This is a genomic window from Kitasatospora sp. NPDC114501 (assembly GCF_055633695.1).
In genome coordinates this window covers 167,459-192,016 of the sequence record NZ_JBVKDS010000008.1, presented here as the reverse complement: position 1 = coordinate 192,016, position 24,558 = coordinate 167,459, and the positions used below count along the sequence as shown (strand labels likewise).

23 protein-coding genes and 1 pseudogene are annotated in these 24,558 nt (G+C 73.5%); 18 read left to right on the top strand and 6 right to left on the bottom strand.

The features are described from left to right. Positions 1-7: 7 nt before the first annotated feature. Positions 8-307 carry a hypothetical protein gene (locus ACZ7RU_RS16985; protein ID WP_387751989.1) on the bottom strand — a complete coding sequence of 100 codons (300 nt, stop codon included), beginning with the start codon at positions 305-307 and terminating at the stop codon, positions 8-10. Between the two features lie 324 nt (positions 308-631). Here ACZ7RU_RS16985 and rpsF point away from each other — a divergent pair, with 324 nt between their 5' ends. From rpsF to rplI, 4 genes are all read left to right on the top strand, one after another. Beyond that, complete coding sequence (rpsF, locus tag ACZ7RU_RS16980; RefSeq protein ID WP_188298654.1) at positions 632-922, top strand: 30S ribosomal protein S6; 291 nt, start codon at positions 632-634, stop codon at positions 920-922. A 96-nt stretch (positions 923-1,018) separates the two neighbouring features. Beyond that, positions 1,019-1,633 (top strand): single-stranded DNA-binding protein, encoded by a 615-nt coding sequence (locus ACZ7RU_RS16975; protein ID WP_470341727.1) that lies wholly within the window; start codon positions 1,019-1,021, stop codon positions 1,631-1,633. Between the two features lie 79 nt (positions 1,634-1,712). After that, complete coding sequence (gene rpsR, locus ACZ7RU_RS16970) at positions 1,713-1,949, top strand: 30S ribosomal protein S18 (protein WP_030059640.1); 237 nt, start codon at positions 1,713-1,715, stop codon at positions 1,947-1,949. 17 nt (positions 1,950-1,966) lie between these two features. Next, positions 1,967-2,413 (top strand): 50S ribosomal protein L9, encoded by a 447-nt coding sequence (rplI, locus tag ACZ7RU_RS16965; RefSeq protein WP_470341726.1) that lies wholly within the window; start codon positions 1,967-1,969, stop codon positions 2,411-2,413. 93 nt (positions 2,414-2,506) lie between these two features. On the opposite strand, the gene ACZ7RU_RS16960 is transcribed toward rplI, so the two are convergent. Further along, entirely contained in the window at positions 2,507-3,853 is a 1,347-nt protein-coding gene (locus tag ACZ7RU_RS16960) for an MATE family efflux transporter (protein WP_470341725.1), read from the bottom strand. Positions 3,854-4,430: 577 nt separating this feature from the next. On the opposite strand from ACZ7RU_RS16960, the gene dnaB reads away from it, so the two are divergent. Beyond that, a complete protein-coding gene (gene dnaB, locus ACZ7RU_RS16955) occupies positions 4,431-5,912 on the top strand; it encodes a replicative DNA helicase (RefSeq protein ID WP_470341870.1) in 1,482 nt (493 codons plus the stop codon). A 30-nt stretch (positions 5,913-5,942) separates the two neighbouring features. Here dnaB and manA read toward each other — a convergent pair whose 3' ends face one another. Then, entirely contained in the window at positions 5,943-7,148 is a 1,206-nt protein-coding gene (manA, locus tag ACZ7RU_RS16950) for a mannose-6-phosphate isomerase, class I (protein ID WP_470341724.1), read from the bottom strand. Between the two features lie 335 nt (positions 7,149-7,483). Between manA and ACZ7RU_RS16945 the strand changes: the two genes are divergently transcribed. Then, on the top strand, positions 7,484-8,251 hold the full coding sequence (locus ACZ7RU_RS16945; RefSeq protein WP_470341723.1) for a polyprenol monophosphomannose synthase: 768 nt from the start codon (positions 7,484-7,486) through the stop codon (positions 8,249-8,251). 111 nt (positions 8,252-8,362) lie between these two features. On the opposite strand, the gene ACZ7RU_RS16940 is transcribed toward ACZ7RU_RS16945, so the two are convergent. Further along, positions 8,363-8,770 carry a winged helix-turn-helix transcriptional regulator gene (locus tag ACZ7RU_RS16940; protein WP_470341722.1) on the bottom strand — a complete coding sequence of 136 codons (408 nt, stop codon included), beginning with the start codon at positions 8,768-8,770 and terminating at the stop codon, positions 8,363-8,365. A 108-nt stretch (positions 8,771-8,878) separates the two neighbouring features. Here ACZ7RU_RS16940 and ACZ7RU_RS16935 point away from each other — a divergent pair, with 108 nt between their 5' ends. From ACZ7RU_RS16935 to ACZ7RU_RS16890, 10 genes and pseudogenes are all read left to right on the top strand, one after another. Then, positions 8,879-9,526, top strand: a complete 648-nt coding sequence (locus ACZ7RU_RS16935) for an FMN-dependent NADH-azoreductase (protein WP_470341721.1) — start codon at positions 8,879-8,881, stop codon at positions 9,524-9,526. Positions 9,527-9,635: 109 nt separating this feature from the next. After that, positions 9,636-10,721: an MBL fold metallo-hydrolase gene (locus ACZ7RU_RS16930; protein WP_470341720.1), complete on the top strand. Its 1,086-nt coding sequence runs from the start codon at positions 9,636-9,638 to the stop codon at positions 10,719-10,721. A 16-nt stretch (positions 10,722-10,737) separates the two neighbouring features. After that, a pseudogene (locus ACZ7RU_RS16925) lies at positions 10,738-11,680 on the top strand (NTP transferase domain-containing protein). Next, on the top strand, positions 11,677-12,885 hold the full coding sequence (locus ACZ7RU_RS16920; protein ID WP_470341719.1) for a molybdopterin molybdotransferase MoeA: 1,209 nt from the start codon (positions 11,677-11,679) through the stop codon (positions 12,883-12,885). The pseudogene ACZ7RU_RS16925 and the gene ACZ7RU_RS16920 overlap by 4 nt, the downstream one beginning before the upstream one ends. Beyond that, positions 12,882-13,943, top strand: a complete 1,062-nt coding sequence (locus ACZ7RU_RS16915; RefSeq protein ID WP_470341718.1) for a potassium channel family protein — start codon at positions 12,882-12,884, stop codon at positions 13,941-13,943. The genes ACZ7RU_RS16920 and ACZ7RU_RS16915 overlap by 4 nt, the downstream gene beginning before the upstream one ends. A 42-nt stretch (positions 13,944-13,985) precedes the next feature. Beyond that, positions 13,986-14,963 carry an NAD(P)H-quinone oxidoreductase gene (locus ACZ7RU_RS16910; protein WP_470341717.1) on the top strand — a complete coding sequence of 326 codons (978 nt, stop codon included), beginning with the start codon at positions 13,986-13,988 and terminating at the stop codon, positions 14,961-14,963. A gap of 174 nt (positions 14,964-15,137) precedes the next feature. After that, positions 15,138-15,830, top strand: a complete 693-nt coding sequence (locus ACZ7RU_RS16905) for a hypothetical protein (protein ID WP_470341716.1) — start codon at positions 15,138-15,140, stop codon at positions 15,828-15,830. Between the two features lie 228 nt (positions 15,831-16,058). After that, positions 16,059-16,673: a bacterial proteasome activator family protein gene (locus ACZ7RU_RS16900; protein WP_470341715.1), complete on the top strand. Its 615-nt coding sequence runs from the start codon at positions 16,059-16,061 to the stop codon at positions 16,671-16,673. A 301-nt stretch (positions 16,674-16,974) separates the two neighbouring features. Continuing rightward, complete coding sequence (locus ACZ7RU_RS16895) at positions 16,975-18,375, top strand: protein kinase domain-containing protein (protein ID WP_470341714.1); 1,401 nt, start codon at positions 16,975-16,977, stop codon at positions 18,373-18,375. A 112-nt stretch (positions 18,376-18,487) separates the two neighbouring features. Further along, positions 18,488-20,164, top strand: coding sequence for a protein kinase domain-containing protein (locus ACZ7RU_RS16890; protein WP_470341713.1), 1,677 nt, complete (start codon positions 18,488-18,490; stop codon positions 20,162-20,164). Between the two features lie 4 nt (positions 20,165-20,168). Here ACZ7RU_RS16890 and ACZ7RU_RS16885 read toward each other — a convergent pair whose 3' ends face one another. Together ACZ7RU_RS16885 and ACZ7RU_RS16880 are read right to left on the bottom strand one after the other, a co-directional pair. After that, a complete protein-coding gene (locus ACZ7RU_RS16885) occupies positions 20,169-21,269 on the bottom strand; it encodes a phosphotransferase (RefSeq protein WP_470341712.1) in 1,101 nt (366 codons plus the stop codon). Positions 21,270-21,333: 64 nt separating this feature from the next. Continuing rightward, positions 21,334-21,993 (bottom strand): response regulator, encoded by a 660-nt coding sequence (locus ACZ7RU_RS16880; RefSeq protein WP_470341711.1) that lies wholly within the window; start codon positions 21,991-21,993, stop codon positions 21,334-21,336. Positions 21,994-22,419: 426 nt separating this feature from the next. Between ACZ7RU_RS16880 and pdhA the strand changes: the two genes are divergently transcribed. Further along, positions 22,420-23,574: a pyruvate dehydrogenase (acetyl-transferring) E1 component subunit alpha gene (pdhA, locus tag ACZ7RU_RS16875; protein ID WP_470341710.1), complete on the top strand. Its 1,155-nt coding sequence runs from the start codon at positions 22,420-22,422 to the stop codon at positions 23,572-23,574. After that, the gene (locus ACZ7RU_RS16870) at positions 23,574-24,548 is read left to right on the top strand and encodes an alpha-ketoacid dehydrogenase subunit beta (protein ID WP_470341709.1); all 975 of its coding nucleotides are present in this window, start codon (positions 23,574-23,576) and stop codon (positions 24,546-24,548) included. Before pdhA ends, ACZ7RU_RS16870 begins: the two co-directional genes overlap by 1 nt. Positions 24,549-24,558: the final 10 nt, after the last annotated feature.

Genomic DNA, 24,558 nt, shown 5'->3' with positions numbered 1-24,558 from the left:
GAGCGGCTCAGCCCCAGAGGCCGCCGCGGGCGATGCCGAGATAGAAGCCGAGCGCGGCGGCGCCGAGCGTGACCATCAGGACGAAGCGCTCGGCGGTGGTGACCGACACGAACATGCCCCACAGGCCCGTGACGATGCCGAACAGGCCGGTCCACGAGGTCAGCAGGTGCAGGTTGTGGAAGAACGAGGTGGTGAAGGCGATCACGCCCAGCAGGGCGGTGATGCCCACCAGGGTGTTCTCGCGGGGGTGCGGGTGGCCGTCGGTGTTCAGCGTGAGGGCGGGCATGCGGTGGACGGACTGGGCCATGGGTCCCACCTCCTGGCGTGGAGACGAACGGGCAGGGATCCCGTTCCGTCCAGATTGCGGTGCTCGGGTCGCTCTCACAACCCCTATGCGTTTTGTTCGGCCGTCCGGGTGCGGGTAGGCTGTGCCGTCTGCACTGGTGTAGTTGTGCCCCCTCTGTGCCCTCTTCCGGGTGATGTCCCGCCTCCGGGCGGAGCGTGGGGCCGACTGTCCGACCCGGCCGTTACGGTGGGCCCGGAGTCGTCGCCGCACCGGTGCCGACGCTACGCACAACCCTCCTGCCACGGAGAGACCGTGGCCGCTGAGTCCAAAGGAGGTGGGTTACTCATGCGTCACTACGAGCTGATGGTCATCCTCGACCCCTCGGTCGAGGAGCGCGCTGTCTCCCCCCTGATCGAGAGCTTCCTCGCTGTCGTCCGCAACGCCGGCGGCAAGGTGGAGAAGGTCGACACCTGGGGTCGCCGCCGTCTGGCTTACGAGATCAACAAGCAGTCCGAGGGCATCTACTCGGTCATCGACCTCAAGGCCACGCCTGAGGTCGTCAAGGAGCTCGACCGCCAGCTGGGCCTGAGCGAGTCGGTTCTGCGGACCAAGGTCCTGCGCCCGGACACCCACTGAGCCACCTCTGAGGCCTTCGGGTCTCGGGTAGCTCGCGTCCGTTGTTTCACGTGAAACAGCGGTGAACGGACATCTTCCCGAGAGGTCATCACCACCATGGCAGGCGAGACCGTCATCACCCTCGTCGGCAATCTCGTCGACGACCCCGAGCTGCGCTTCACCCCGTCGGGTGCGGCGGTCGCGAAGTTCCGCATCGCGTCCACCCCCCGCACCTTCGACCGTCAGACGAACGAGTGGAAGGACGGCGAGAGCCTCTTCCTCACGTGCAACGTCTGGCGGCAGCCGGCGGAGAACGTGGCCGAGTCGCTGCAGCGCGGCATGCGCGTCATCGTGCAGGGCCGACTGCGCCAGCGGTCTTACGAGACCAAGGAAGGCGAGAAGCGGACGGTCTTCGAGGTCGAGGTCGACGAGGTCGGCCCGAGCCTGCGCTCGGCGACCGCCAAGGTCACCCGGGCCAACCGGTCCGGCGGCCCCGGCGGCCCCGGTGGCGGCTTCGGCGGCCAGCCGGGTGGCGGCCAGGGCGGTGGCAACTGGGGCGGCGGCGGTGGCGGCCAGCAGGGCGGCGGCAACTGGGGTGGAAACTCCGGTGGCGGTCAGTCCGGCCCCTCCGACGACCCCTGGGCCTCCAGCGCCCCGTCCGGTGGAAACCAGGGCGGCGGCTGGGGTGCCCCGGCCGGTGGCAGCGGCTACTCGGAAGAGCCCCCGTTCTAAGAGCTGACAGATTTCGTGCGGCCCGGCGGCCGGCGTCCCCGGACGCCCGCCGGGCCGTGAACCCCAAATGGAGCACACAATGGCGAAGCCGCCTGCTCGCAAGCCGAAGAAGAAGGTTTGCGTCTTCTGCAAGGACAAGGTCAACTACGTTGACTACAAGGACACGAACCTGCTGCGGAAGTACATCTCCGACCGCGGAAAGATCCGTGCCCGTCGGGTGACCGGCAACTGCACCCAGCACCAGCGTGACGTCGCCACGGCCGTGAAGAACAGCCGTGAGATGGCGCTGCTGCCCTACACCAGCACCGCGCGCTAAGAGAGGGTGACCGAGTAATGAAGATCATCCTCACGCACGAGGTGCCGGGTCTCGGCTCCGCCGGCGAGGTCGTCGAGGTCAAGGACGGCTACGCCCGCAACTTCCTGGTCCCGCGTGGCTTCGCCATCCGCTGGACCAAGGGTGGTCAGAAGGACGTCGACGCCATCCGTCGCGCCCGGAAGATCCACGCCATCCAGACCCTCGAGGCCGCCAACGAGGTCAAGGGTCAGCTCGAGGGCGTCCAGGTCAAGCTGGCCGTCCGTTCGGGCGAGGCCGGCCGTCTGTTCGGCTCGGTGACCCAGGCCGACGTCGTCGAGGCCATCAAGGCCGCCGGCGGCCCGGCTGTGGACAAGCGCGCCGTCGCGATCGCCTCGCCGATCAAGACCGTGGGCTCCCACAAGGTCTCGGTCAAGCTGCACTCGGACGTCGTGGCCAAGCTCGACGTCGCCGTCGTGGCTGCCTGAGTTCCGTAGCAAGGCCCGAGGGCCGGACTCCTCCGGGAGTCCGGCCCTCGGTCTTTTCCGCGCAGGCCCGGAAGAGGCGGGCGCGGAGACGTCTCAGCCGCGCACCGCTCCGGTGACCAGCCACTTGCCGCCACGGGCGCGCCAGGCCAGGAAGCCGGCCCGCAGCAGCATGAACAGGTTCATCGCCCACCAGAGCCCGGCCAGTCCGGCGCCGGTGGCCGGCACCGCCAGCGCCACCGGGACGAACACCGCCAGGGTCGCCAGCCCGGCCCAGGCCAGGTAGGGGCCGTCCCCGGCGCCCATCAGCACGCCGTCCAGCACGAAGACCAATCCGGCCACCGGCTGGGTGATCGCGAGCAGCAGCAGGGCGGTGGCCAGCTGGGCCCGGACGGCCGGATCGGGCGTGAACAGCGGGACGTACAGCGGGCGGGCGACCACCACCAGCAGGCCGAGCACCAGCCCGGAGACGATGCCCCACTCGACCATCCGCCGGGTGGCGGCCCGGGCGCCGGGGGCGTCCGAGGCGCCCAGGTAGCGGCCGATGATGGCCTGGCCGGCGATCGCGATGGCGTCCAGCGCGAAGGCCAGGAAGTTGAACAGCGCCATGGTGATCTGGTGGGCGGCCACCTGGTCGTCGCCGAGCCGGGCGGCCACCGCGGTGGCGGTCATCAGCACCGCGCGCAGGCTGATCGTCCGGACCAGCAGCGGGCCGCCGGCCCTGGCGCCGGCCCGGATGCCCGCCGCGTCCGGCCGCAGCGAGGCCCGTTCCCGGCGGGCGCCGCGGACCACCACGACCAGGTAGGCGGCGGCCATCCCGGTCTGGGCGAGCACGGTGCCCCAGGCCGAGCCGGCCACCCCGAGCCCGGCGCCGTACACCAGGCCGGCGTTCAGCCCGATGTTGGCGGCGAAGCCCGCGACGGCGACCACCAGCGGCGTCCGGGTGTCCTGGAGGCCGCGCAGCACCCCGGTGGCGGCCAGCACCATGAGCATCGCCGGGATGCCCAGGGAGCTGATCCGCAGGTAGGTTACCGCGTGCGGCGCGGCGGTCGCCGAGGCGCCCAGCGCGTCGGCGACCCAGGGAGCCAGCAGCAGGGTGAGCAGCACCACCGGGACGGCCAGGCCCAGGGCGAGCCAGATGCCGTCGATGCCCTGCTGCACGGCGCCCCGGCGGTCCCCGGCGCCGATCCGGCGGGCGACCGCCGCCGTGGTGGCGTAGGCGAGGAAGACGAACACGCCGGTCGCGGTGGAGAGCGCGGCGGAGGCGACGCCCACCCCGGCCAGTTGGGCGGTGCCGAGGTGGCCGACGATCGCCGAGTCGGCCATCAGGAAGAGCGGTTCGGCGACGAGCGCGCCGAAGGCCGGGACGGCCAGGGCGAGGATCTCCCGGTCGTGCCGGCGTCGCGGGGGCACCGGGGCCGGGGTCGGGGGCGAGGCGGTCATGGGGTCCAGGCTACTCATCCACAGGTAATGGATGTAAGGGGCTCGTGCCTATTACTCGAAATCCTGAGCGACGCTGTTCGCCCCCTCTGTGCCCACAGCCGTTCGGAGGTGTGTGAAGAATTTCTCATGCACAGGCCCCGGAAGAGGTAATCCCAGGTCAACCGGTTGACAGTGGATCGATCGTCCGGTTATCCACAGGGACGTCCACAGGGGTGTCCACAGCTTTGCGGCAGTTCTCCACAGGACGGGGCCGTTCATCCACACCCCCTGTGGATAACCGCCTTGGCGCAAGGGCGTCCGGCGCCTTAGCGTGGGCTCTCCGCCCGACACTCCCGCCGACCCGGCGTCCGATTTGTCGGAGCCGTGGCGTACAAAGAGGAGCGGATCCGCTCCATCCAGCCACCGGCAGGCCCGCTCCAACTTCGCACCACTCGCTGATCGGGGAACACGCGTGACCGGCCCCCAGTACGACGACCACGACGCCCCGCCGCCGGAGGAGGACTGGCAGCACGCCGAGGACCCGTTCCCGGCGGGCGCCTTCGACGGCGCGCCCTTCCCGGACGGCCCCGGCGACCGGCTGCCGGTCTCCCGCAACCGCGGCGAGGGGCGTCAGGGCGGTGGCCGCGACGGCTTCCAGAAGGGCGGCTTCCAGAAGGGCGGCAAGGGCGGCCAGCTGGAGGGCGGCTGGCAGCGCCGGGGCGAGGGCGACGGCGAGACCGGGGGCGGGGTGGACGGCTTCGAGCGCGTCCCGCCGCAGGACCTGGACGCCGAGAAGTCCGTCCTCGGCGGCATGCTGCTCTCCAAGGACGCCATCGCCGACGTGGTCGAGGTGCTCAAGCCGGCCGACTACTACCGGCCCGCGCACGAGATGGTGCACGGCGCGATCCTCGACCTCTACGCCCGCGGCGAGCCGGCCGACCCGATCACCGTGGCCGGCGAGCTGACCAAGCGCGGCGAGCTCCAGCGGGTCGGCGGCGCCTCCTACCTGCACACCCTGGTCAACTCCGTCCCGACCGCGGCGAACGCCGAGTACTACGCCCAGATCGTGCACGAGCGCGCGGTGCTGCGCCGGCTGGTCGAGGCGGGCACCCGGATCGCCGGCATGGGCTACGCGGCCGAGGGCGACGTGGACGAGATCGTCAACGCGGCCCAGGCGGAGATCTACGCCGTCACCGAGCAGCGCACCAACGAGGACTACGCGCCGCTCGCCGACATCATGGAGGGCGCCCTCGACGAGATCGAGGCGATCGGCTCCCGGCAGGGCCAGATGTCCGGCGTGCCGACCGGCTTCGCCGACTTCGACCAGCTCACCAACGGGCTGCACCCCGGCCAGATGATCGTCATCGCGGCCCGCCCCGCCATGGGCAAGTCCACCCTCGCGCTGGACTTCGCGCGGGCCTGCTCGATCCAGAACAAGCTGCCGAGCGTGATCTTCTCGCTCGAAATGGGCCGCAACGAGATCGCCATGCGCCTGCTCTCCGCCGAGGCCCGGGTGGCGCTGCACCACATGCGCTCCGGGAACATGACGGACGACGACTGGACCAGGGTCGCCCGCCGGATGCCCGACGTCAGCGAGGCGCCGCTGTTCATCGACGACTCGCCGAACCTGTCGATGATGGAGATCCGGGCCAAGTGCCGCCGGCTGAAGCAGCGCAACGACATCAAGCTGATCGTCATCGACTACCTCCAGCTGATGCAGTCCGGCGGCTCCCGGCGGGCCGAGAACCGTCAGCAGGAGGTCTCGGACATGTCCCGTAACCTCAAGCTGCTGGCCAAGGAGCTGGAGGTCCCGGTCATCGCGCTCTCCCAGCTGAACCGTGGCCCCGAGCAGCGCACCGACAAGCGGCCGATGGTCTCCGACCTCCGCGAGTCCGGCTCGATCGAGCAGGACGCCGACATGGTCATCCTGCTGCACCGCGAGGACGCCTACGAGAAGGAGTCCCCGCGCGCGGGCGAGGCGGACCTGATCGTCGCCAAGCACCGTAACGGTCCGACCGCGACCATCACGGTGGCCTTCCAGGGCCACTACTCGCGCTTCGTCGACATGACCCGGGACTGAGGCCCGGCCCGGGCGTCCCCGCCCGGGGCGTCAGACGGTGACGGTGGCGCGGAAGAGCGTGCCGCCGGTGCCGGAGAGGCGGGTCGGGGTGCCGGTGGCGGGGAGGAAGGCGGACTGGCCGCGTGCCAGGTCCAGCACGGTGCCGTCGGCGGCGGTCAGTCGGGCCGTGCCCTCGGTGCAGAGCAGGATCTGCGGGGTGCGGCCGTCGATCTCGCGCCCGGTGCCGTCCAGCACGAAGCGGGAGAGCCGGAACTCGTCGATCGGGACGGGGTAGAGCTCCTCGCCCGGGGTGTCCCGGACCGGGACCGGCTCCAGCACGTCGGGGGCGCCGGCTTCGAAGACCACGACCTTCAGCAGCTCCGGCACGTCGATGTGCTTCGGGGTGAGGCCGGCCCGCAGCACGTTGTCGGAGTTGGCCTGGAGTTCGACGCAGGCGCCGGACAGGTAGGCGTGCGGCACCCCGGCGCCCAGGTAGAGCGCCTGGCCGGCCCGCAGCCGGACGTGGTGGAGCAGCATGGCGGCGATCACGCCGCGGTCGTCCGGGAAGTCCTTGGCGATCCGGGCGTACGGGCCGTACTCCCCGTCGGGGTCGGTCGCCGCGAGCGCCTCGACGGTCTGCCGGACGGTCTCCCCGTCCAGGGCGAGGGCGGCGGTCAGGGCGCCGCGCAGCGCGTCGGACTCCCCCCCGGCCCCCGGCCGGGAGGTGTCCTCACCGGCGGTCAGCCGCCCGATCACCGGGGCGAGTCCGGGCACCGCGAGTCCGGCCAGCAGCCGGGCTGCCCCGGCGGGCCGGCGGAAGCCGCACAGGCCTTCGAACTCGCCCAGCGCACAGACCATTTCGGGCTTGTGGTTGGCGTCCCGGTAGCTGCGCTCGGGGGCGTCCAGGGGGATGCCGAGGGCGTTCTCGGCGGCGAAGCCGGCCCGGGCCTGGTCCAGCGTGGGGTGGGCCTGGATGGACAGCGGAATGCCCGCGGCCAGGATCTTGAAGAGGAACGGCAGGGTCGGGCCGAACCTGGCCACGCTCGCGGCGCCCAGTTCGCCCTCGGGGTCGGCCGCGATCAGCTCGTCCAGCCGGCGCGGGCCCTCGCCGCGGTCGGCGCGCGACGGGGCGCCGGGGTGGGCGCCCATCCACAGCTCGGCCTGCGGCTCGCCGGTCGGCTGCTGCCCGAGCAGGTCGGGCAGGGCGGTGAGCGACCCCCAGGCATACGGGCGGACGGTGTTGACGAGCCTGTCCATGCGCGCGGTCCTACTCCTTCGCAGTCTGGGTGGCCCCGGACGTCCCGAGTCCGGATCGCCGGGGGCCCGGCGGTGCGGGCGGTCCGGGCACGGGCAAGGGAAACGACCCTAGCCGAACGGCGTCACCCGAGGGGAAACGGTGGGCATCGGGTGGGAGTGCCACGGCCGGACCGGTGGTTCCCGGGCGCGGTAGTAGGATGCCAGGACGCAGTAGCCTCCGCCCTGCGCGCAGTTCGCCACCGAGATCCTCCCCGGCGGGCTGCCGGCGGAGCCGCGTTCCAGAGTGCGGGCGCCGGTGTTCCGAGACCCCCCGCCATCGGCCGAGAGGTTTGCACGTGACCGTCAACCAGCAGAGTTTTGCTGATCTCGGCAAGGTCCTGGTGATCATCCCGACCTACAACGAGGCGGAGAACGTCGAGCGGATCGTCGGCCGGGTGCGTGCCGCCGTGCCCGAGGCGCACGTGCTGGTCGCCGACGACAACAGCCCCGACGGCACCGGCGAGCTGGCCGACAAGCTGGCCGTCGAGGACGAGCACGTCCACGTCATGCACCGCAAGGGCAAGGAGGGCCTGGGCGCCGCCTACCTGGCGGGCTTCCGCTGGGGCATCGACCACGGCTACGACGTCCTGGTCGAGATGGACGCGGACGGCTCGCACCAGCCCGAGGAGCTGGACCGGCTGCTGGGCGCGCTGCGCGGCGCCGACCTGGTGCTGGGCTCGCGCTGGGTGCCGGGCGGCCGGGTGGTGAACTGGCCGAAGTCTCGGCTGCTGCTCTCGCGCGGCGGCTCGACCTACTCGCGGCTGATGCTGGGCGTGCCGATCCGGGACGTCACCGGCGGCTACCGGGCGTTCCGCAAGGAGACCCTGCTGGGCCTGGGCATGGACGAGGTCGCCTCGGCCGGGTACTGCTTCCAGGTCGACCTGGCCTGGCGCACGGTGAAGGCCGGGTTCAAGGTCGCCGAGGTGCCGATCACCTTCGTGGAGCGCGAGCTCGGGGCGTCCAAGATGAGCCGCAGCATCGTGGTCGAGGCGCTGTGGCGGGTGACCACCTGGGGCGTCACCGACCGGCTGGCCGGGCTGCGCGGGGGCGCCGCCAAGCGCTGACCGACCGAACCCCTCCTGGCCGGAAGGGCCCGTCCGCCGCAACCGGCGGACGGGCCCTTCCGCATGTCCGGGAGCACCTGGTGCCCGGGCGGGCCGGCGCCGGCGGGCGGCTCAGCAGCCGTTCCTGAGCGCGGCCTCCGGCAGGTAGCGGTCGGCCCAGACGGCCAGTTCGGTGAGCGCGGGCCTGAGCGCGACGCCGCCCTCGGTGAGCCGGTAGCTGACCCGCAGCGGCGGCCCGGCGTCGACCTCGCGGACGACCAGCCCGGCCTCGGCCAGCTCGGTCAGCCGGTCGGAGAGCATCCGCTCGCTGATGCCCGGGACGGCGCGGCGCAGCTCGGAGAAGTACGCGGGGCCGCCGGTGTTGAGCACGCCCAGCAGCATGCCGGTCCAGCGCTTGCCGAGCAGGGTGAACACCCGGTTGAGGGCCAGGTCGATGTTCTGGCAGGGGCCCGGGTCCGCCGCGGCGCAGGAGTCGGTGGCGATCGGGACTCCGTCGGTCACTGCCTCGTGCTCGGCCATGGGGCCAAGCCTACTCGACCTTCCCCCAGTGACTGAAGAAAAGTAAGCTGCTACCGTATTCGCAGTTGCAGCGGATTCGGCAGCTACTAATCCCTTGGAGGCCCTGCCATGCCCACACTCCTGCACCTCGACTCCTCCGCGGTCGCCGACGGCTCCGTCTCCCGCGAGGTCACCGCCGCCTTCCGCGCCGCCTGGCAGGCCGAGCACCCCGACGGCACGGTGATCTACCGGGACCTCGCCCTCGACCCCGTCCCGCACCTGGACGTGCACGGCATCAGCGCCGGATTCGCCCCCGCCGGGACCCACAGCGCCGAGCAGGCCGCCGCCTACGCGCTGCGCGACGAGCTGATGGCCGAGCTGGAGCGGGCCGACGCCGTGCTGATCGGCAGCCCGATGTACAACTTCACGGTCCCGTCGAGCCTCAAGGCCTGGCTGGACCAGGTGATCCTGATGGGCCGCACCGCCGGCGAGACGCCGTCCGCCAAGGGCACGCCGGTCACCGTGGTCGCCCCGCGCGGCGGCTCGTACGCCCCCGGCGCCCCGCGCGAGCCGTACGAGTTCGTCACCACCTACCTGGAGAAGGTGCTGACCGGCATGCTGGGGCTGGAGGTCGACTTCATCGTCCCGGAGTTCACCCTGGCCGGCGTCGTCCCGGCGATGGCCGAGTTCGTCCCGAACGCCGCCGAGTCCAAGGCCCGGGCGCTGGAGGAGGCCGCCCGCCGGGCCAAGGAACTGGCCGTCCGACACGCGGTGTGACGTCCGCCGGAGGCGCGCCCCGCCGGGCGCGCCTTCCGCGCATTCGGCCGCCGGTGCTCCCATGCTGTAGGGCGCAGGGAATCCGACCGCCGACCAGAGGGAGCAGCCCGTGACGACGTCCCCGCCCGAGGAGAGCGCCGGCGCGGAGCGTGCCCAGGCCGGGCCGGCCGTCCCCGGCGGGCCCGCCGAGGCCCCCGGGGGTCCGGCCGCGGGCGCCGAGCCGCCGGAGCCCGGGCAGCCGGCCCCGCCGCTGGAGGTCGCCGTCTTCACCGGCCCCGAGTCGGCCTTCTTCGCCACCTCCACGCTGATCCTCGGCGAGCGGACCGCGATCCTGGTGGACGCCCAGCTGACCCGCAGTGCCGGGCGGGAGCTGGCCGAATGGGTCGCGGGCAAGGGCAGACGGCTGCTCGCCGTCGTGGTCACCCACCAGCACCCGGACCACTACTTCGGTGCCGAGGAGGTGCTGCGGCTCTTCCCCGACGCGCAGCTGCTGGCCGCCCCGGCCGTGGTCGAGGGCATCCGGCGCACCGTCGCCGCCAAGGTCGCCCAGTGGAAGCCGGTGTACGGCGACGACATCCCGGACCACCCGCTGGTCCCCGCCCCGCTGCTGCCGCAGCCGCTGATGCTGGACCGCCAGGTGATCCCCGTGCTGCTGCTCGGCCAGGCCGACTGCGGGGACTCCACGGTCGTCCACGTGCCGAGCGTCCGCACCGTGATCGCCGGGGACTTCGTCCACAACGGCACCCATGTCTGGACCGCCGACACCACCCCGGCCCAGCGCATCACCTGGGGGCACAACCTCGGCCGGATCGCCGACCTCGGCGTGGAGCGGGTGATCGCCGGCCACCGGGCCCCGGACCAGGGCGACGACGCGGCCCGGGTGCTGGCCTTCACCGGCGAGTACCTCCAGGACTTCGACCGGCTGCTGGCCGAGCACCCGGACGACCCGGAGGCGCTGGTCACGGCGATGAACGAGCGGTACGGGGAGCTGACCCTGCCGTCCTTCCTGACGCTGGGCGCGGCGGCCAACACCGCCCGTGCGGCCCGGTCCGACGCGGCGGCCGGGAACGGTCCGGAGCCAGCCGGGGACCGCCCGGAGTCCACGGAGAACGGCCCGGTGCCCGCCGAGAACGGTGGGAGCACGCCCGAGGACGGCCCGGAGCCGGGGGAGGGCGGCGGGCGCGCGCCGGAGTAGGGCGGATACTGGCCGCATGACGCCGTACGACGTGATCGTCCCGGCGGGCGGGGCCGCCCGGCGCCTCGGCGGCGCCGACAAACCCGGCCTGACGGTGGGCGAGACCACCCTGCTCGACCGGGTGCTCGCCGCCTGTGCGGGCGCCCGCACCACCGTCGTCGTCGGCCCGGCCCGGCCGACCGCGCGCGGCGGCGTCCACTGGACCAGGGAGCAGCCGCCCGGCGGCGGGCCGGTGGCCGCCGTCGCGGCCGGGCTCGACCTGGTCACCGCGGACACCGTGCTGCTGCTCGCCGCCGACCTGCCCTTCCTGGACCGGCGGACGGTGGACCGGCTGGCCACCGCCCTCGACGAGGCCGGGGAGCGGGCGGACGCCGCCGTACTGGTCGACGCGGGCGGACGCGACCAGCCGCTCGCCGCCGCCTACCGCACCGCCGCGCTGCGCGCCGCGCTGGCCGCCCTCGGCGACCCGGTCGGCCGGCCGCTGCGCCGCCTGGTCGGCGGGCTGACCCGGCTGCGGGTGGCCGACACCGACGACGTCGCCTACGACTGCGACACCTGGGAGGACCTGGAGCAGGCCCGCGAGCGCGACCGGACGTGAACCTCACCGGTGCCGCCGTCGGGGTGTGAGCGAAACGACGCGCCCCGCACACGGGACGAACACCCCGGGGAAACCGCTGATCGGGCAGCATGGGCGCATGGAGCGCACGCTGGATGACTGGATCACCGAGGTCAAGGCAGACCTGGGCATCGACCTGGACGTCGACGTCCGCGGTCTGCTCGACACGGCCCGGGTGGTCGCGCACGGGGTGGACCGGCCGGCCGCGCCGCTGACCGCCTTCCTGATCGGCTACGCGGCCGCCCAGCGGGGCGGCGGGGCGGAGGCCGTCGCGGAGGCGGCCCGGCGGACGGAGGCCCTCGCCGAGGGCTGGGGCGGCGCCGCCCGGCCGGGCGAGTCGTGAGTGCGGTCGGACAGACCACCGTGGCCGCACCGTCCACCGGTCCCGGCGTGCTGAGCTGGCCCCGGGCCCGGGAGACCGCGCGCCGGGCCGGGTCGCGCCCGCTGCCCGGGGTCCCCGTCCCGCTGGCCGAGGCGCTCGGCCGCACCCTCGCCGAGCCGCTCGGCGCGCTCACCGACCTGCCCGCCTTCGACACCTCCGCGATGGACGGCTGGGCGGTCGCCGGTCCCGGCCCGTGGCGGGTGGCCGGGCGGGTGCTGGCCGGACGGGCGGCGTCGTCGCCGCTGGCCGACGGCACCGCCGCGGAGATCGCCACCGGCGCCCAACTGCCCGCCGGTGCCACCGCCGTCCTGCGCCGTGAGCACGGGCGGACGGACGGCGCGCTGCTGCACGACCGCGGCCCGCGGCCGCTGACCACCGGCCAGGACGTCCGGCCGCGCGGCCAGGAGTGCCGCCGGGGCGAGGAGTTGCTGCCGTCCGGTACGCCGGTGGGGCCGGCCGTGCTCGGCCTGGCCGCCGCCTGCGGCCACGACCGACTGCCGGTCCACCGCCGTCCCGAGGTCCAATTGCTCGTGCTGGGCGACGAGTTGCTCACCGCAGGGGTGCCCGGCCCGGGCCTGGTCCGGGACGCGCTGGGGCCGCTGCTGCCGCCCTGGCTGCGGGCCGCCGGCGCCGATCCGGCCGAAGCCGGGTACGTCCGGGACGACTTCGGGCTGCTCCGGGACGCACTGCGGCACTCCACCGCCGATCTCGTGGTCACTACCGGCGGAACGGCCGCCGGACCGGTCGACTTCCTGCACCGGGCGCTCGCCGAGAGCGGTGCCCGGCTGCTGGTGGACGGCGTCGCCGTCCGGCCCGGGCACCCGATGCTGCTGGCCGAACTCCCCGGCGGCCGCCACCTGGTGGGCCTGCCGGGCAACCCGCTGGCCGCCGTCGCCGGGATGGTCACCCTGGCCCTGCCGCTGCTGCACGCCCGCAGCGGGCGGACCGTCGGCGCCCCCGTGCTCGCCGCCGCCGCGGCCGCCCTGCCCGGGCACCGCACGGACACCCGGCTCCAACCGGTCCGGCGGACCGCCGAGGGCGTGCTGCCGCTGGCCTTCGACGGACCGGCGATGCTGCGCGGGCTCGCCCGGGCCGAGGCGCTGGCCGTGGTGCCGCCCGGCGGGGCGGCGGCGGGGGACACGATCGAACTCCTGGAGGTGCCGTGAACCGGGTCCGGCGCAACCTGGCGCCCGGTACCGAGCCGTGGGCGGACGCCGGGATCGTGCTGCCCGCCCGACAGGCCGCGCCCGCCGTCCGGCAGGTCGGCTTCCGGCTGCTGCTGGCGCTCGCCGTCCTGGTCGCCACCACGTTCGTCGTCTACGTCGACCGGGCCGGCTACAACGACAACGCCGGCGGCGGGCTGAGCTTCCTGGACGCGGCGTACTACGCCACCGTGACGCTCTCCACCACCGGGTACGGCGACATCACCCCGTTCAGCGACAGCGCCCGGCTCACCAACATCTTCGTGATCACCCCGCTGCGCGTGCTGTTCCTGATCATCCTGGTCGGCACCACGCTGGAGGTGCTCACCGAACGGACCCGCCTGCAATGGCGGTTGAACCGCTGGAGGTCCACCGTGCGCGAGCACACCGTCGTCATCGGCTACGGGACGAAGGGTCGCAGCGCCGTCGACACCCTGCTCGGCCAGGGGGTGAAGAAGGAGGAGATCGTCGTCGTCGACCCGCAGCGCAAGGTGATCGACCAGGCCGCCCAGCACGGTCTGGTCGGGGTGGTCGGCGACGCCACCCGCACCGACACCCTGGTGCGCGCCGCACTGCCCACCGCCGCCCGGGTGGTGGTCGCGCCGGAGCGGGACGACACCGCCGTGCTGATCACGCTGACGGCCCGCCAGCTGAACAAGGCCGCCACCGTGGTCGCCGCCGTCCGGGAGGACGAGAACGCGCCGCTGCTGCGGCAGAGCGGCGCCGACGTCGTGGTGACCAGCTCCAGTTCGGCCGGGCGGCTGCTCGGGCTGTCGATGCTCAGCCCGCACGCCGGGGCGGTGATGGAGGACCTGCTGACGTACGGCAACGGGCTGGACGTGGTGGAGCGCCCGGTCACCCGGGCCGAGGCCGGGCACAGCCCGCGCGAGTGCGCGGACCTGGTGGTCGCGGTGGTCCGCGGCCGACGGGTGCTCAACTACACCGAGCCGGAGGCCGCCGTGCTCCAGCTCACCGACCGGGTGATCGTCATCAGGTCCAGCGGAGTCGTGCCGACCGGTTGAGCCGTGCCGTGGAACCGCCCCGGCCCGCAGTAGGTTCGGGGCATGCATGCGATGACGATTCCCGTACCCGGCGGTCCCGAGGCACTGGTCTGGGCCGAGGTGCCCGACCCGGTGCCCGCGCAGGGCGAGGTCCTGGTCGAGGTGGCGGCCACCGCCGTCAACCGCGCCGACCTGCTCCAGCGGCAGGGCTTCTACAACCCGCCGCCCGGCGCCTCGCCCTACCCGGGGCTGGAGTGCGCCGGGCGGATCGTCGCGCTCGGGCCCGGGGTGGCCGGCTGGGCGGTCGGCGACGAGGTGTGCGCGCTGCTGGCCGGCGGCGGCTACGCGCAGCGGGTCGCGGTGCCGACCGGCCAGCTGCTGCCGGTGCCCGCGGGGCTGTCCGTCGAGCAGGCCGCGGCGCTGCCCGAGGTCGCCTGCACGGTGTGGTCCAACGTCTTCCTCACCGCGCACCTGCGGCCCGGGGAGACGGTGCTGCTGCACGGCGGCGCGAGCGGGATCGGGACGATGGCGATCCAGCTGGCCAAGGCGGTCGGCGCCCGGGTCGCGGTCACCGCGGGCAGCCCGGAGAAGCTGGCGCGGTGCGCCGAGCTGGGTGCGGACATCCTGATCGACTACCGCGAGCAGGACTTCGTCGAGGTGCTCCGGGAGGCCACCGGCGGGGCCGGGGCGGACGTGATCCTGGACATCATGGGCGCCAAGTACCTCCAGCGGAACGTGGACGCGCTGGCGGTCAACGGGCGGCTGGTGATCATCGGTCTCCAGGGCGGGGTGAAGGGCGAGCTCGACCTCAACGCGCTGCTGCGCAAGCGCGGGGCGGTGATCGCCACCAACCTGCGCGGGCGGCCGCTGGCGGAGAAGGCGGCGATCGTGGCGGCGGTGCGGGAGCACGTCTGGCCGCTGGTCGAGTCCGGGGTGGTGAAGCCGGTGGTGGACCGGGTGCTGCCGCTGGCCGACGTGGCCGAGGCGCACCGGGTGGTGGAGCGCGGGGAGCAGGTCGGGAAGGTCGTCCTGCGGGCCTGAGCGCGGGAGACCGGGCGACGGACGCGGCTGACGCGGCGGGCGACGGCGGGCGACGGCGGGAGGGCGTGAACCGCCCGAAGTGCCGCCGCGGCCGGGGCGTGCGAACCTGGTCCGGAGCTGTCCCGCCGCCGATCCCGCCCCCGGGCGCCGTCGGCCGTCGGAAGGACTCCGACCGTGGCCGCATCACCGCACGCGTTCCTCGGGCCGCTGCCCGTCGCGCCGCACCACCGTCGTCCCGCCCGCCGTTCCGCGGGCCGCGCCCAGCGGCTGTTCGCGGCGGCCGTGCTGGGGCTCACGCTCCCGCTGGCCGCCGCCTCGGCGGCGGTGGCGCTGCCCTCGTCGTGGGCACCGCGCCCGTCGGGTGTGGAGTCGAGCGCCGGGGCGGCCGCCGACGCCGACCTCGTGCCGGGCGCCGCCAGGCCGGCGGCCGCGCCGCCCCGGCGGCTGCCGCGTCCGCACCCCGGCGGCGGCTTCCCGCAGGTCCGCCGGCACCACCCGGCCTCGCTGCCCGAGCGCTCGGACGCCGCCGTGGAGCAGGCCCCCGAGCAGGTGCCGGAGCAGGTGCCGGAGCAGGCTCCCGAGCAGGCCGTCGAGCAGGCCCCGGAGCAGGCCGTCGAGGCCGCGCCGTCGGAGAGCGACGGGGACGGCGCGGCGGCCGGGGTCCCCGGCGACGACGCCGCCGCGGGCCCGGCCGCCGCGGACCCCGCCACGGCCGCCGGACAGCCGGTCGCGGCCGTCGCCGCGGTGCCGGCGATCTTCCCCGCCCGCTGGCGGGACGCCTCCACCACCCAGCTCCCGCTGGGCGTCGGCCTGGGCCTGATCGGCTGCGGCCTGGGCCTGGTCGGCGTGCGGCTGCGCAGGAGCTGAGGCCGAGGGGCCGGGACACAGGGCCGGGGCGGGGCCGGGTCGCCCTCGGCGGACGGCCGGCGGGCGGGCGGGCGGCATCCGGGGCGCGGGAACTGAGGCGCGGGAACTGAGTATCCGTACGGATACCCGTGCGGCGCCCGGCGGCGTACCTTCGTCAGGGGTGGCGCAGGACGGCGGGACGACCGGGGGCTTCCGCCCGACCAACCCCAGTGAGAGAGAATGTTGTTCATGACGAATCCGATGAACGAGCGCCCGTCGCAGGAGCCCTTCCGGGCCGCCGGCGGGCAGTCGCAGGACGGCCAGAAGGTGCTGATCGTCGGACCGGACGGGCTGCCCGTGGGCCAGGGGTTCGCCGGCGCGGTCGGTGACGGGGACGACGAGGGCGACATGCCGCGTGAGCTTCCGGTGACCGAGATGGTCGAGCAGCCCGCCAAGGTCATGCGCATCGGCAGCATGATCAAGCAGCTGCTGGAGGAGGTCCGGGCGGCCCCCCTCGACGAGGCGAGCCGGGTCCGCCTGAAGGACATCCACGCGAGCTCGATCAAGGAGCTCGAACTGGGGCTGGCCCCGGAGCTGGTCGCCGAACTGGAGCGGCTGTCGCTGCCGTTCACCGACGACACCATCCCGACCGAGGCCGAGCTGCGGATCGCCCAGGCCCAGCTGGTCGGCTGGCTGGAGGGCCTGTTCCACGGCATCCAGACCGCCCTGTTCGCCCAGCAGATGGCGGCGCGGGCCCAGCTGGAGCAGATGCGGCGGGCGCTGCCGCCCGGTCTGCACAGCGGTGAGCCGGACGAGGACGAGCCGGGCCAGAGCCGCGGCCTCCGCTCCGGCCCGTACCTGTAAGCCGCACCCGGCGGTACCCGCCGGTAGGGACGTCCGGTCCGTTCCGACCGCCGACGGACCGGACGTACCACGACGATCCTCCCCGGCCCGGGGCACCGGGTCCGGCGGCCGCCCGCCCGGGGCCGGTCCCGGCCCTGGGCCGATCACCGTCGGCGGGAGCCGATACCCTGACCCCTGTCGCCGGCCGGTGGAACCGCCGCGGCAGGGGCTCGCCAGGCCAGCGGGCCGGGCCCACCACGCACGGACGAGACCGAACGTCAGGCTGCGGCAGCACGGCCGCGCCAAGGGGGAGCAGAGGACCATGAGCGAGCACGGCAACGCGGTCGAGGGCTTCTCCCTGGGCAACGGCCGCTATGTGCTGCAGCGGCTGCTGGGCGAGGGCGGCATGGCCTCCGTGCACCTCGCCTACGACAGCGTGCTCGACCGGCAGGTCGCGCTGAAGAGCATGCACAGCGAGCTGGGCCGGGACGACTCCTTCAAGGAGCGGTTCCGCCGGGAGGCCCAGGCCGTGGCCCGGCTGGAGCACCCGAACATCGTCACGGTGTACGACAGCGGCGAGGACGTCGCCCCGGACGGCTCCAGCACGCCGTACATCGTCATGCAGCTGATCGACGGCAAGGGCCTGCGCGAGGCGATCAACGAGGCGATCGGCCAGTACGGCGCGATGCCGGCCGAGGAGGCCCTGAAGGTCACCATCGGCGTGCTGAACGCGCTGGAGGCCTCGCACGACATGGGCCTGGTGCACCGCGACATCAAGCCCGGCAACGTCATGTTCGACCGCAAGGGCAACGTCAAGGTCATGGACTTCGGCATCGCCCGCGCGCTGGAGTCCGGCGTGACGTCGATGACCCAGACCGGCATGGTGGTCGGCACCCCGCAGTACCTCTCGCCCGAGCAGGCGCTCGGCAAGCCGGTGGACGCCCGCTCCGACCTGTACTCGGTCGGCGTGATGCTCTTCGAGATGATCACCGGGCAGCTGGTCTTCGACGGCGACTCGGCGTTCTCGATCGCCTACAAGCACGTCCAGGAGGAGCCGCCGGCCCCCTCCACCCTCAACCGCTCGATCACCCCCGAGGTGGACGCCTTCGTCGCCCAGGCGCTGCGCAAGGACCCGGCGCACCGGTTCCAGAGCGCGGCGGCGATGCGGGACGAGGCGGAGCGGCTGATCGAGGCCGCCAAGGGCGGTGCCAACGGGCAGCGGTTGCAGGCCAGCACCCCGCTGGTGATCAACGAGGGCCCGCGCGCGGTGCACGCCGCTCCGCCGGCCCCGCAGGCCCCGCAGACGCCGCAGCCCTTCCAGCCGCAGCCGCCGCAGCAGCAGTACCGGACCCCGCCGCCGGCCTACCAGGCGCCGCAGACCCCGCAGCCCTTCCCGCAGCAGTACCAGACCCCGCCGCCCGCCTTCCAGGCCCCGCGGCCGCAGGCGCCGCACACCCCGCACCCCTTCCCGCAGGCGCACACCCCGCCGCCGCAGCCGATGCCGCCGTACCAGCAGCCGAAGGCGCCCACCAGCGGCGGCGGCTGCTCGACGGCCGTGGTCGTGATCGGGATCATCGTCGGCGTGCTGGTGCTCGCGGGCATCATCATCGCGATCGTGGTCAACAAGGCGAACGAGAAGACCGGCGGCAAGTTCAGCACCTCGGAGCGCCCCGCCAACGTCCTGGTCGTCGACCTCCCCGCCGACCGGAATGGCCTGCTCTGACGGGTTCCGGCCGGTTCGGGGGTATCACGGTCGTCCGCCGGAGGCGGTAGCGTTCGGGGATACGTAAGCGACAGGGCACCGCGATCCGAGCGAACGCCCGGGGCGAGGAGCGATGGCACAGACGCAGCAGCCGGACGACGACGCGGGTGTCCGAGGTGTCGGCCGGACCGGCGGAACGCCGAGGATCCCCGAGCCCGGCGGCCCGCAGACCCCGGGCCGCGGGACCGCCGTGCCGCTGAGCACCGTCGGCGACGGCCGCTACCGGCTGACCCACCGGCTCGGGCGCGGCGGCATGGCCGAGGTGTTCGCCGCCGAGGACGTGCGGCTCGGCCGCACCGTCGCGGTCAAGCTGCTGCGCGGGGAACTGGCCCAGGACGACGTCGCCCGGCTGCGCTTCACCCGCGAGGCACACGCCGTCGCGGCGCTCAACCACCACTCGATCGTCGCGGTCTACGACACCGGCGAGGAGTACGTCGGGGACGAGTCCACGCCGTACATCGTGATGGAGCTGGTCGAGGGCCGCACCGTCCGCGAGCTGCTGGCGGACGAGGAGGCGCCGCCGGTCGACCAGGCGCTGATCATCATCGCCGGGGTGCTGGAGGCGCTCGCCTACAGCCACCGCAACGGCATCGTCCACCGCGACATCAAGCCCGCCAACGTGATCATCACCAACACCGGCGCGGTCAAGGTGATGGACTTCGGCATCGCCCGGGCGCTGACCGGCGGGGCCACCACGATGACCCAGACCGGCATGGTCATGGGCACCCCGCAGTACCTCTCGCCCGAGCAGGCGCTCGGCAAGCCGGTCGACCACCGCTCCGACCTGTACGCGGCCGGCTGCATGCTCTACGAACTGCTCACGCTGCGCCCGCCGTTCATCGGCGACACCCCGCTCTCGGTGGTCTACCAGCACGTCCAGGACCCGCCGGTGCCGCCCTCGCAGGCCAACGGCCGGGTGCCGGTCGGCCTCGACCCGCTGGTGCTGCGCTCGCTCGCCAAGAACCCGGACGACCGCTTCCAGGACGCCGACGAGTTCCGCGCCCACGTGCAGCACGCGCTGCGCGAGATGCACGGCGCGGGCGGGCCCGGCTGGGGCGGCGCCGCGGCCGGCGACACCGGCGCGACCCAGGTGATCCGCCCGGACCAGATCGCGGCCACCACGGCCTTCGGCACGGTGGGCCCCGGCGACCGGACCTCCGTGCTGCCGTACCCGACGGGCGGCGCGCACACCTCCGCCTCGCCCTACCCGGCGGCCGGCGGCCCGTACGACGGCGACGGCGCGGACGGGGACGGCGACGGCTCCGGCCGGCGGCGCGGGCCGTGGGCCTGGGTGGCCGGCGCGGTCGCCGTGCTGGTCGCGGCCGGTGCGGGCATCGCGTTCGCGCTCAGCGGCGGCGACGACCCCGGCTCCAAGGTGCCCCCGACGCACGCCCCGGTGGTCACCAGCACCGAGACGACCGCGCCGGTCCCGAGCGGTCCGACGACCCTGCCGCCCTCGTCCTCCGGCAGCAGGAAGCCGCAGCAGCCGACCGACCCCGGCACCACCAGCGGGAACAACACCGGGAACAGCGGCAACAACATGTCGCCGTCGCCGAACACCGGCAAGCACACGCAGGCACCGACGCCGACCGGGGGCCCGACCCGCACGCCGACGGGGACGGCGTCGGCGACGACGGCACCGACGACGGCACCGACCGGCGGCACCTCGGGAACGGGGCAGCCGGTGCCGCCCCAGACGCCCAAGCCGTCGCTGCCGGTCACCGCACCGGCCACGCCCGGCGCCAACTGACGGGTCAGTTGGCGAAGGCGTCCAGGACCTGCTCGTACTCCTGGCACCACCACGCCAGCTGCCCCGCGGAGGCGGGGTAGAGCGGGTCGGCCCGGTGGTCGGCCCGCTGGTAGCGCCACTGCAGCATCCAGAAGTCGTTCAGCCGCTCCCACCAGACCCGGTGGACGGCGGCGGCCAGGTGCTCGGCGGTGGCGGCGCCGGAGGCCCGGTAGGCCTGGGAGTAGCGGCGGACCCGGACCAGGTCGAGGACGCCGGACGAGCGGTCGTTGAAGAGCAGCGTGGCGGCCCGGACGGCCTCCTCGGCGCGTGGTTGCGGGCCGAGCTTGTCCCAGTCCAGGACGGCCGCCACCCGGCCGCCCTCGGGGCCGTCGTCGTACAGCAGGTTGAGGCCGTGGAAGTCGCCGTGGGTCCAGCCGGTGGGCGGTGCGGTCTCCGGGGCGGGGCGGCGGTGGGCGTGCTCGGCGAGCAGTTCCAGCCGTTCCGTGAGCCGTTCGACCACCAGTGCGTCCAGCTCCCCGGCCGGGTGGTGGTCGCGGGCACGGCGCCGCAGGTCGCGGGCGAGGTCGGCGCTGTCGACGGGGTCGGCGCTCTGGTAGCCGGCGGGTTGTTCGAGGGGGGCGCAGACGTCGTCGAGTGCGCCGTGCAGCTGGCCGAGCAGCGTGCCGAGCGCGTCGCACCGCGACGGGTCGAGCTCGCCGCCGTGCCGGTGCCGGCCGTCCACCCAGGGGAACAGCGCGAACAGCCGGCCGCCCCAGGCGGCCACCGTGCCGGACCGTTCGGCGCAGGCCAGCGGGGGTGCGACGGGCAGCCCGAGGGTGTTCAGCGCGGCCATCGCGCGGTGGTGGGCGAGGATCTTCGGACGGCGGGCGGTGGCGGAGTCGACGTAGCACTTCAGGAAGTACGGACCGGCCTCGGTGGTGACCAGGTACCCCCGGTTCAGCAGGCCCTCGGCGACCGGTTCGGCGGTCAGCAGCCGTCCTACCCGGTAGCGGGTCAGGACCTCGGCGAGCGCTCCCAGCGGGACGGGTGGGCTGAGGGTCCCCATCGGCGGTGCGGAGAGGTCGGGGCGGGCCGGTGCGCAGGCGAGGGTCTGGCTGAAAGTCACGTGAAGAGGTTATGGCCCCCTTGCGGGGGCCCTTGACAAACCGTCAGTTCTGTGAAGCTGTCCGTCAGTACTGGTGGTCGACCTGGTGCCGCGCCACGAAGGCGGCCGCCTGGGTGCGCCGCTCCATGCCCATCTTGGCGAGCAGGCTGGAGACGTAGTTCTTCACCGTCTTCTCGGCCAGGTGCAACTCGTTGCCGATCTGACGGTTCGTCATGCCTTCACCGATCAGATCGAGGATCCGCCGTTCCTGCTTGGTGAGTTGGGCGAGCCGCTCGTCCTCCTTCTCGCCGCCGTCGCGCAGCCGGGCGAGCACCCTGCTGGTGGCGACCGGGTCGAGCAGCGAGCGGCCGGCCGCGACGCCCCGGACGGCGGTGATCAGGTCGCTGCCGCGGATCGCCTTCAGCACGTAGCCGGAGGCGCCGGCCATGATCGAGTCGAACAGCGCCTCGTCGTCCGAGAACGAGGTCAGCATCAGGCACTTGATCTCCGGCAGTGCGGACCGGATCTCGCGGCAGACCTCGACCCCGTTGCCGTCCGGCAGCCGGACGTCGAGCACCGCCACGTCCGGGTGGACCGCCGGGATCCGGGTGAGTGCCTCGGCGGCCGTGCCGGCCTCGCCGACCACCTCGATGTCCCCCTCGACCGAGAGCAGATCGTGCACGCCCCGCCGGACGACCTCGTGGTCGTCGAGCAGGAATACCCTGATTTGTCCGTTATCAGTCACGTCCAAAGCCTCCCATATCACCGTACGAAAGACCTATCACCCGGACCTCCACGACGACGTGATCCGGCCAGGGCCGTCCGAAACCGATACCGAGAACCCCCTTACGTACGGGCGTCTGCCCGGATAACGTGCGCTGGTGTCCTGAAGGCGCTCGAATTGAGAGCTGCGTCACGCCGACCGTCACCCCCACCCTTCCGACGGCGAGCCGAACGCGGCACCCTCGGGGTTGTAGACCCTGAACAAGTAGGACGTCCTAGCGCAAGCGCGTCGAGGGCGGACGCTGGGTAACGTTCTCGTGAGGGACGCCGTCGGAACAGGATCACCACCTGCCCCGCAGGGGGAGCGCACACCCACGCGCGCCCCGCGAGGCGGTGACCGGACCGGTCACCGGCGACCCCGGGCGGCCGGACAGACCGAGGAGTGAACGTGACCGTCAAAAGCACGGCGAGGGCTCGCAAGAAGGCGGCCCCCGGCGTCCCTGACACCCTCCGCGCCAAGGGCGAGAACGCCCAGCCGGAGCTCGTCCAGCTGCTCACGCCGGAAGGCGAGCGGGTCGAGCACCCGGACTACCCCCTCACCACCACTCCCGAGGAGCTGCGCGCCCTCTACCGCGACCTGGTGCTGGTGCGCCGATTCGACAGCGAGGCCACCTCGCTGCAGCGCCAGGGCGAGCTCGGCCTGTGGGCCTCGCTGCTCGGCCAGGAGGCCGCCCAGGTCGGCTCCGGTCGCGCCATGCGCCCCGGCGACTACGCCTTCCCCACCTACCGCGAGCACGGCGTGGCCTGGTGCCGCGACGTCGACCCGCTGAACCTGCTCGGCATGTTCCGCGGTGTGAACCACGGCGGCTGGGACCCGAACGAGAAGAACTTCCACCTGTACACCATCGTGATCGGCGCGCAGGCCCTGCACGCCACCGGGTACGCGATGGGCATCAGCAAGGACGGCGCCGACGACGCGGTGATCGCGTACTTCGGTGACGGCGCCTCCAGCCAGGGCGACGTCAACGAGGCCTTCACCTTCGCCTCGGTCTACAACTCGCCGGTGGTGTTCTTCTGCCAGAACAACCAGTGGGCGATCTCCGAGCCCACCACCACCCAGACCAAGATCCCGCTGTACCGCCGCGCCTCCGGCTTCGGCTTCCCGGGCGTCCGGGTCGACGGCAACGACGTGCTGGCCTGCCTGGCGGTCACCCGCTGGGCGCTCGACCACGCCCGCAGCGGCAACGGCCCGGTGCTGATCGAGGCGTTCACCTACCGGATGGGTGCCCACACCACCTCCGACGACCCCACCCGCTACCGGCACTCCGAGGAGACCGAGGCCTGGAAGGCCAAGGACCCGATCACCCGGCTCCGCGCCCACCTGGAGAAGGAGGGCCTGGCCGACGAGGAGTTCTTCGCCTCCGTCGAGACCGAGAGCGAGCAGCTGGGGCTGCGGGTGCGCGAGGGCGTGCGCGGCATGCCGGACCCGGACCCGACCCTGATCTTCGACCACGTGTACAGCGAGCCGCACACGCTGGTCGATGAGGAACGGGCCGAGTACATCGAGTACGCGGCCTCCTTCGAGGCGGGGGAGACCCACTGATGGCCGGTCAGCTGAGCATCGCCAAGGCGCTGAACGGAGCGCTGCGCAAGTCGCTGGAGAACGACCCGAAGACCGTCCTGATGGGCGAGGACATCGGCAAGCTCGGCGGCGTCTTCCGGATCACCGACGGCCTGCAGAAGGACTTCGGCGAGGACCGGGTGATCGACACCCCGCTCGCCGAGTCCGGCATCATGGGCACCGCGATCGGCCTCGCGCTGCGCGGCTACCGCCCCGTCGTGGAGATCCAGTTCGACGGCTTCGTCTACCCGGCCTTCGACCAGATCGTCTCCCAGCTGGCCAAGATGCACGCCCGTGCGCTGGGCCACGTCAAGCTGCCGGTCACCGTGCGCATCCCCTACGCGGGTGGCATCGGCGCGGTCGAGCACCACAGCGAGTCGCACGAGGCGTACTTCGCCCACACCGCCGGCCTGCGGGTGGTCACCCCGGCCAGCGCGCACGACGCCCACTGGATGCTGCGGCAGTCGATCGAGTCCGACGACCCGGTCATCTTCCTGGAGCCCAAGCGCCGTTACTGGGACAAGGGCGAGGTCGGCGACGCCGCCGACCTGGGCCTGCACGACGCCCGGATCGTCCGGTCCGGCACCGACGCGACGCTGATCGCGTACGGCCCGATGGTCAAGGTCTGCCTGGAGGCCGCCGCGGCCGCCGAGGAGGACGGCCGCCGGCTGGAGGTCGTCGACCTGCGCTCGCTCTCCCCGGTGGACTTCGCCGCCCTGGAGGAGTCGGTCAAGCGCACCGGCCGCGCCGTGGTGGTGCACGAGGCACCCGTCTTCCTGGGCATGGGCGCCGAGTTGGCCGCCCGGCTCACCGAGAAGTGCTTCTACCACCTGGAGGCGCCGGTCCTGCGGGTCGGCGGCTACCACGCGCCGTACCCGCCGTCCCGGGTCGAGGAGGCATTCCTCCCCGACCTGGACCGCGTGCTCGACGCCGTCGACCGCGCGCTCGCGTACTGATCCAGGGGAG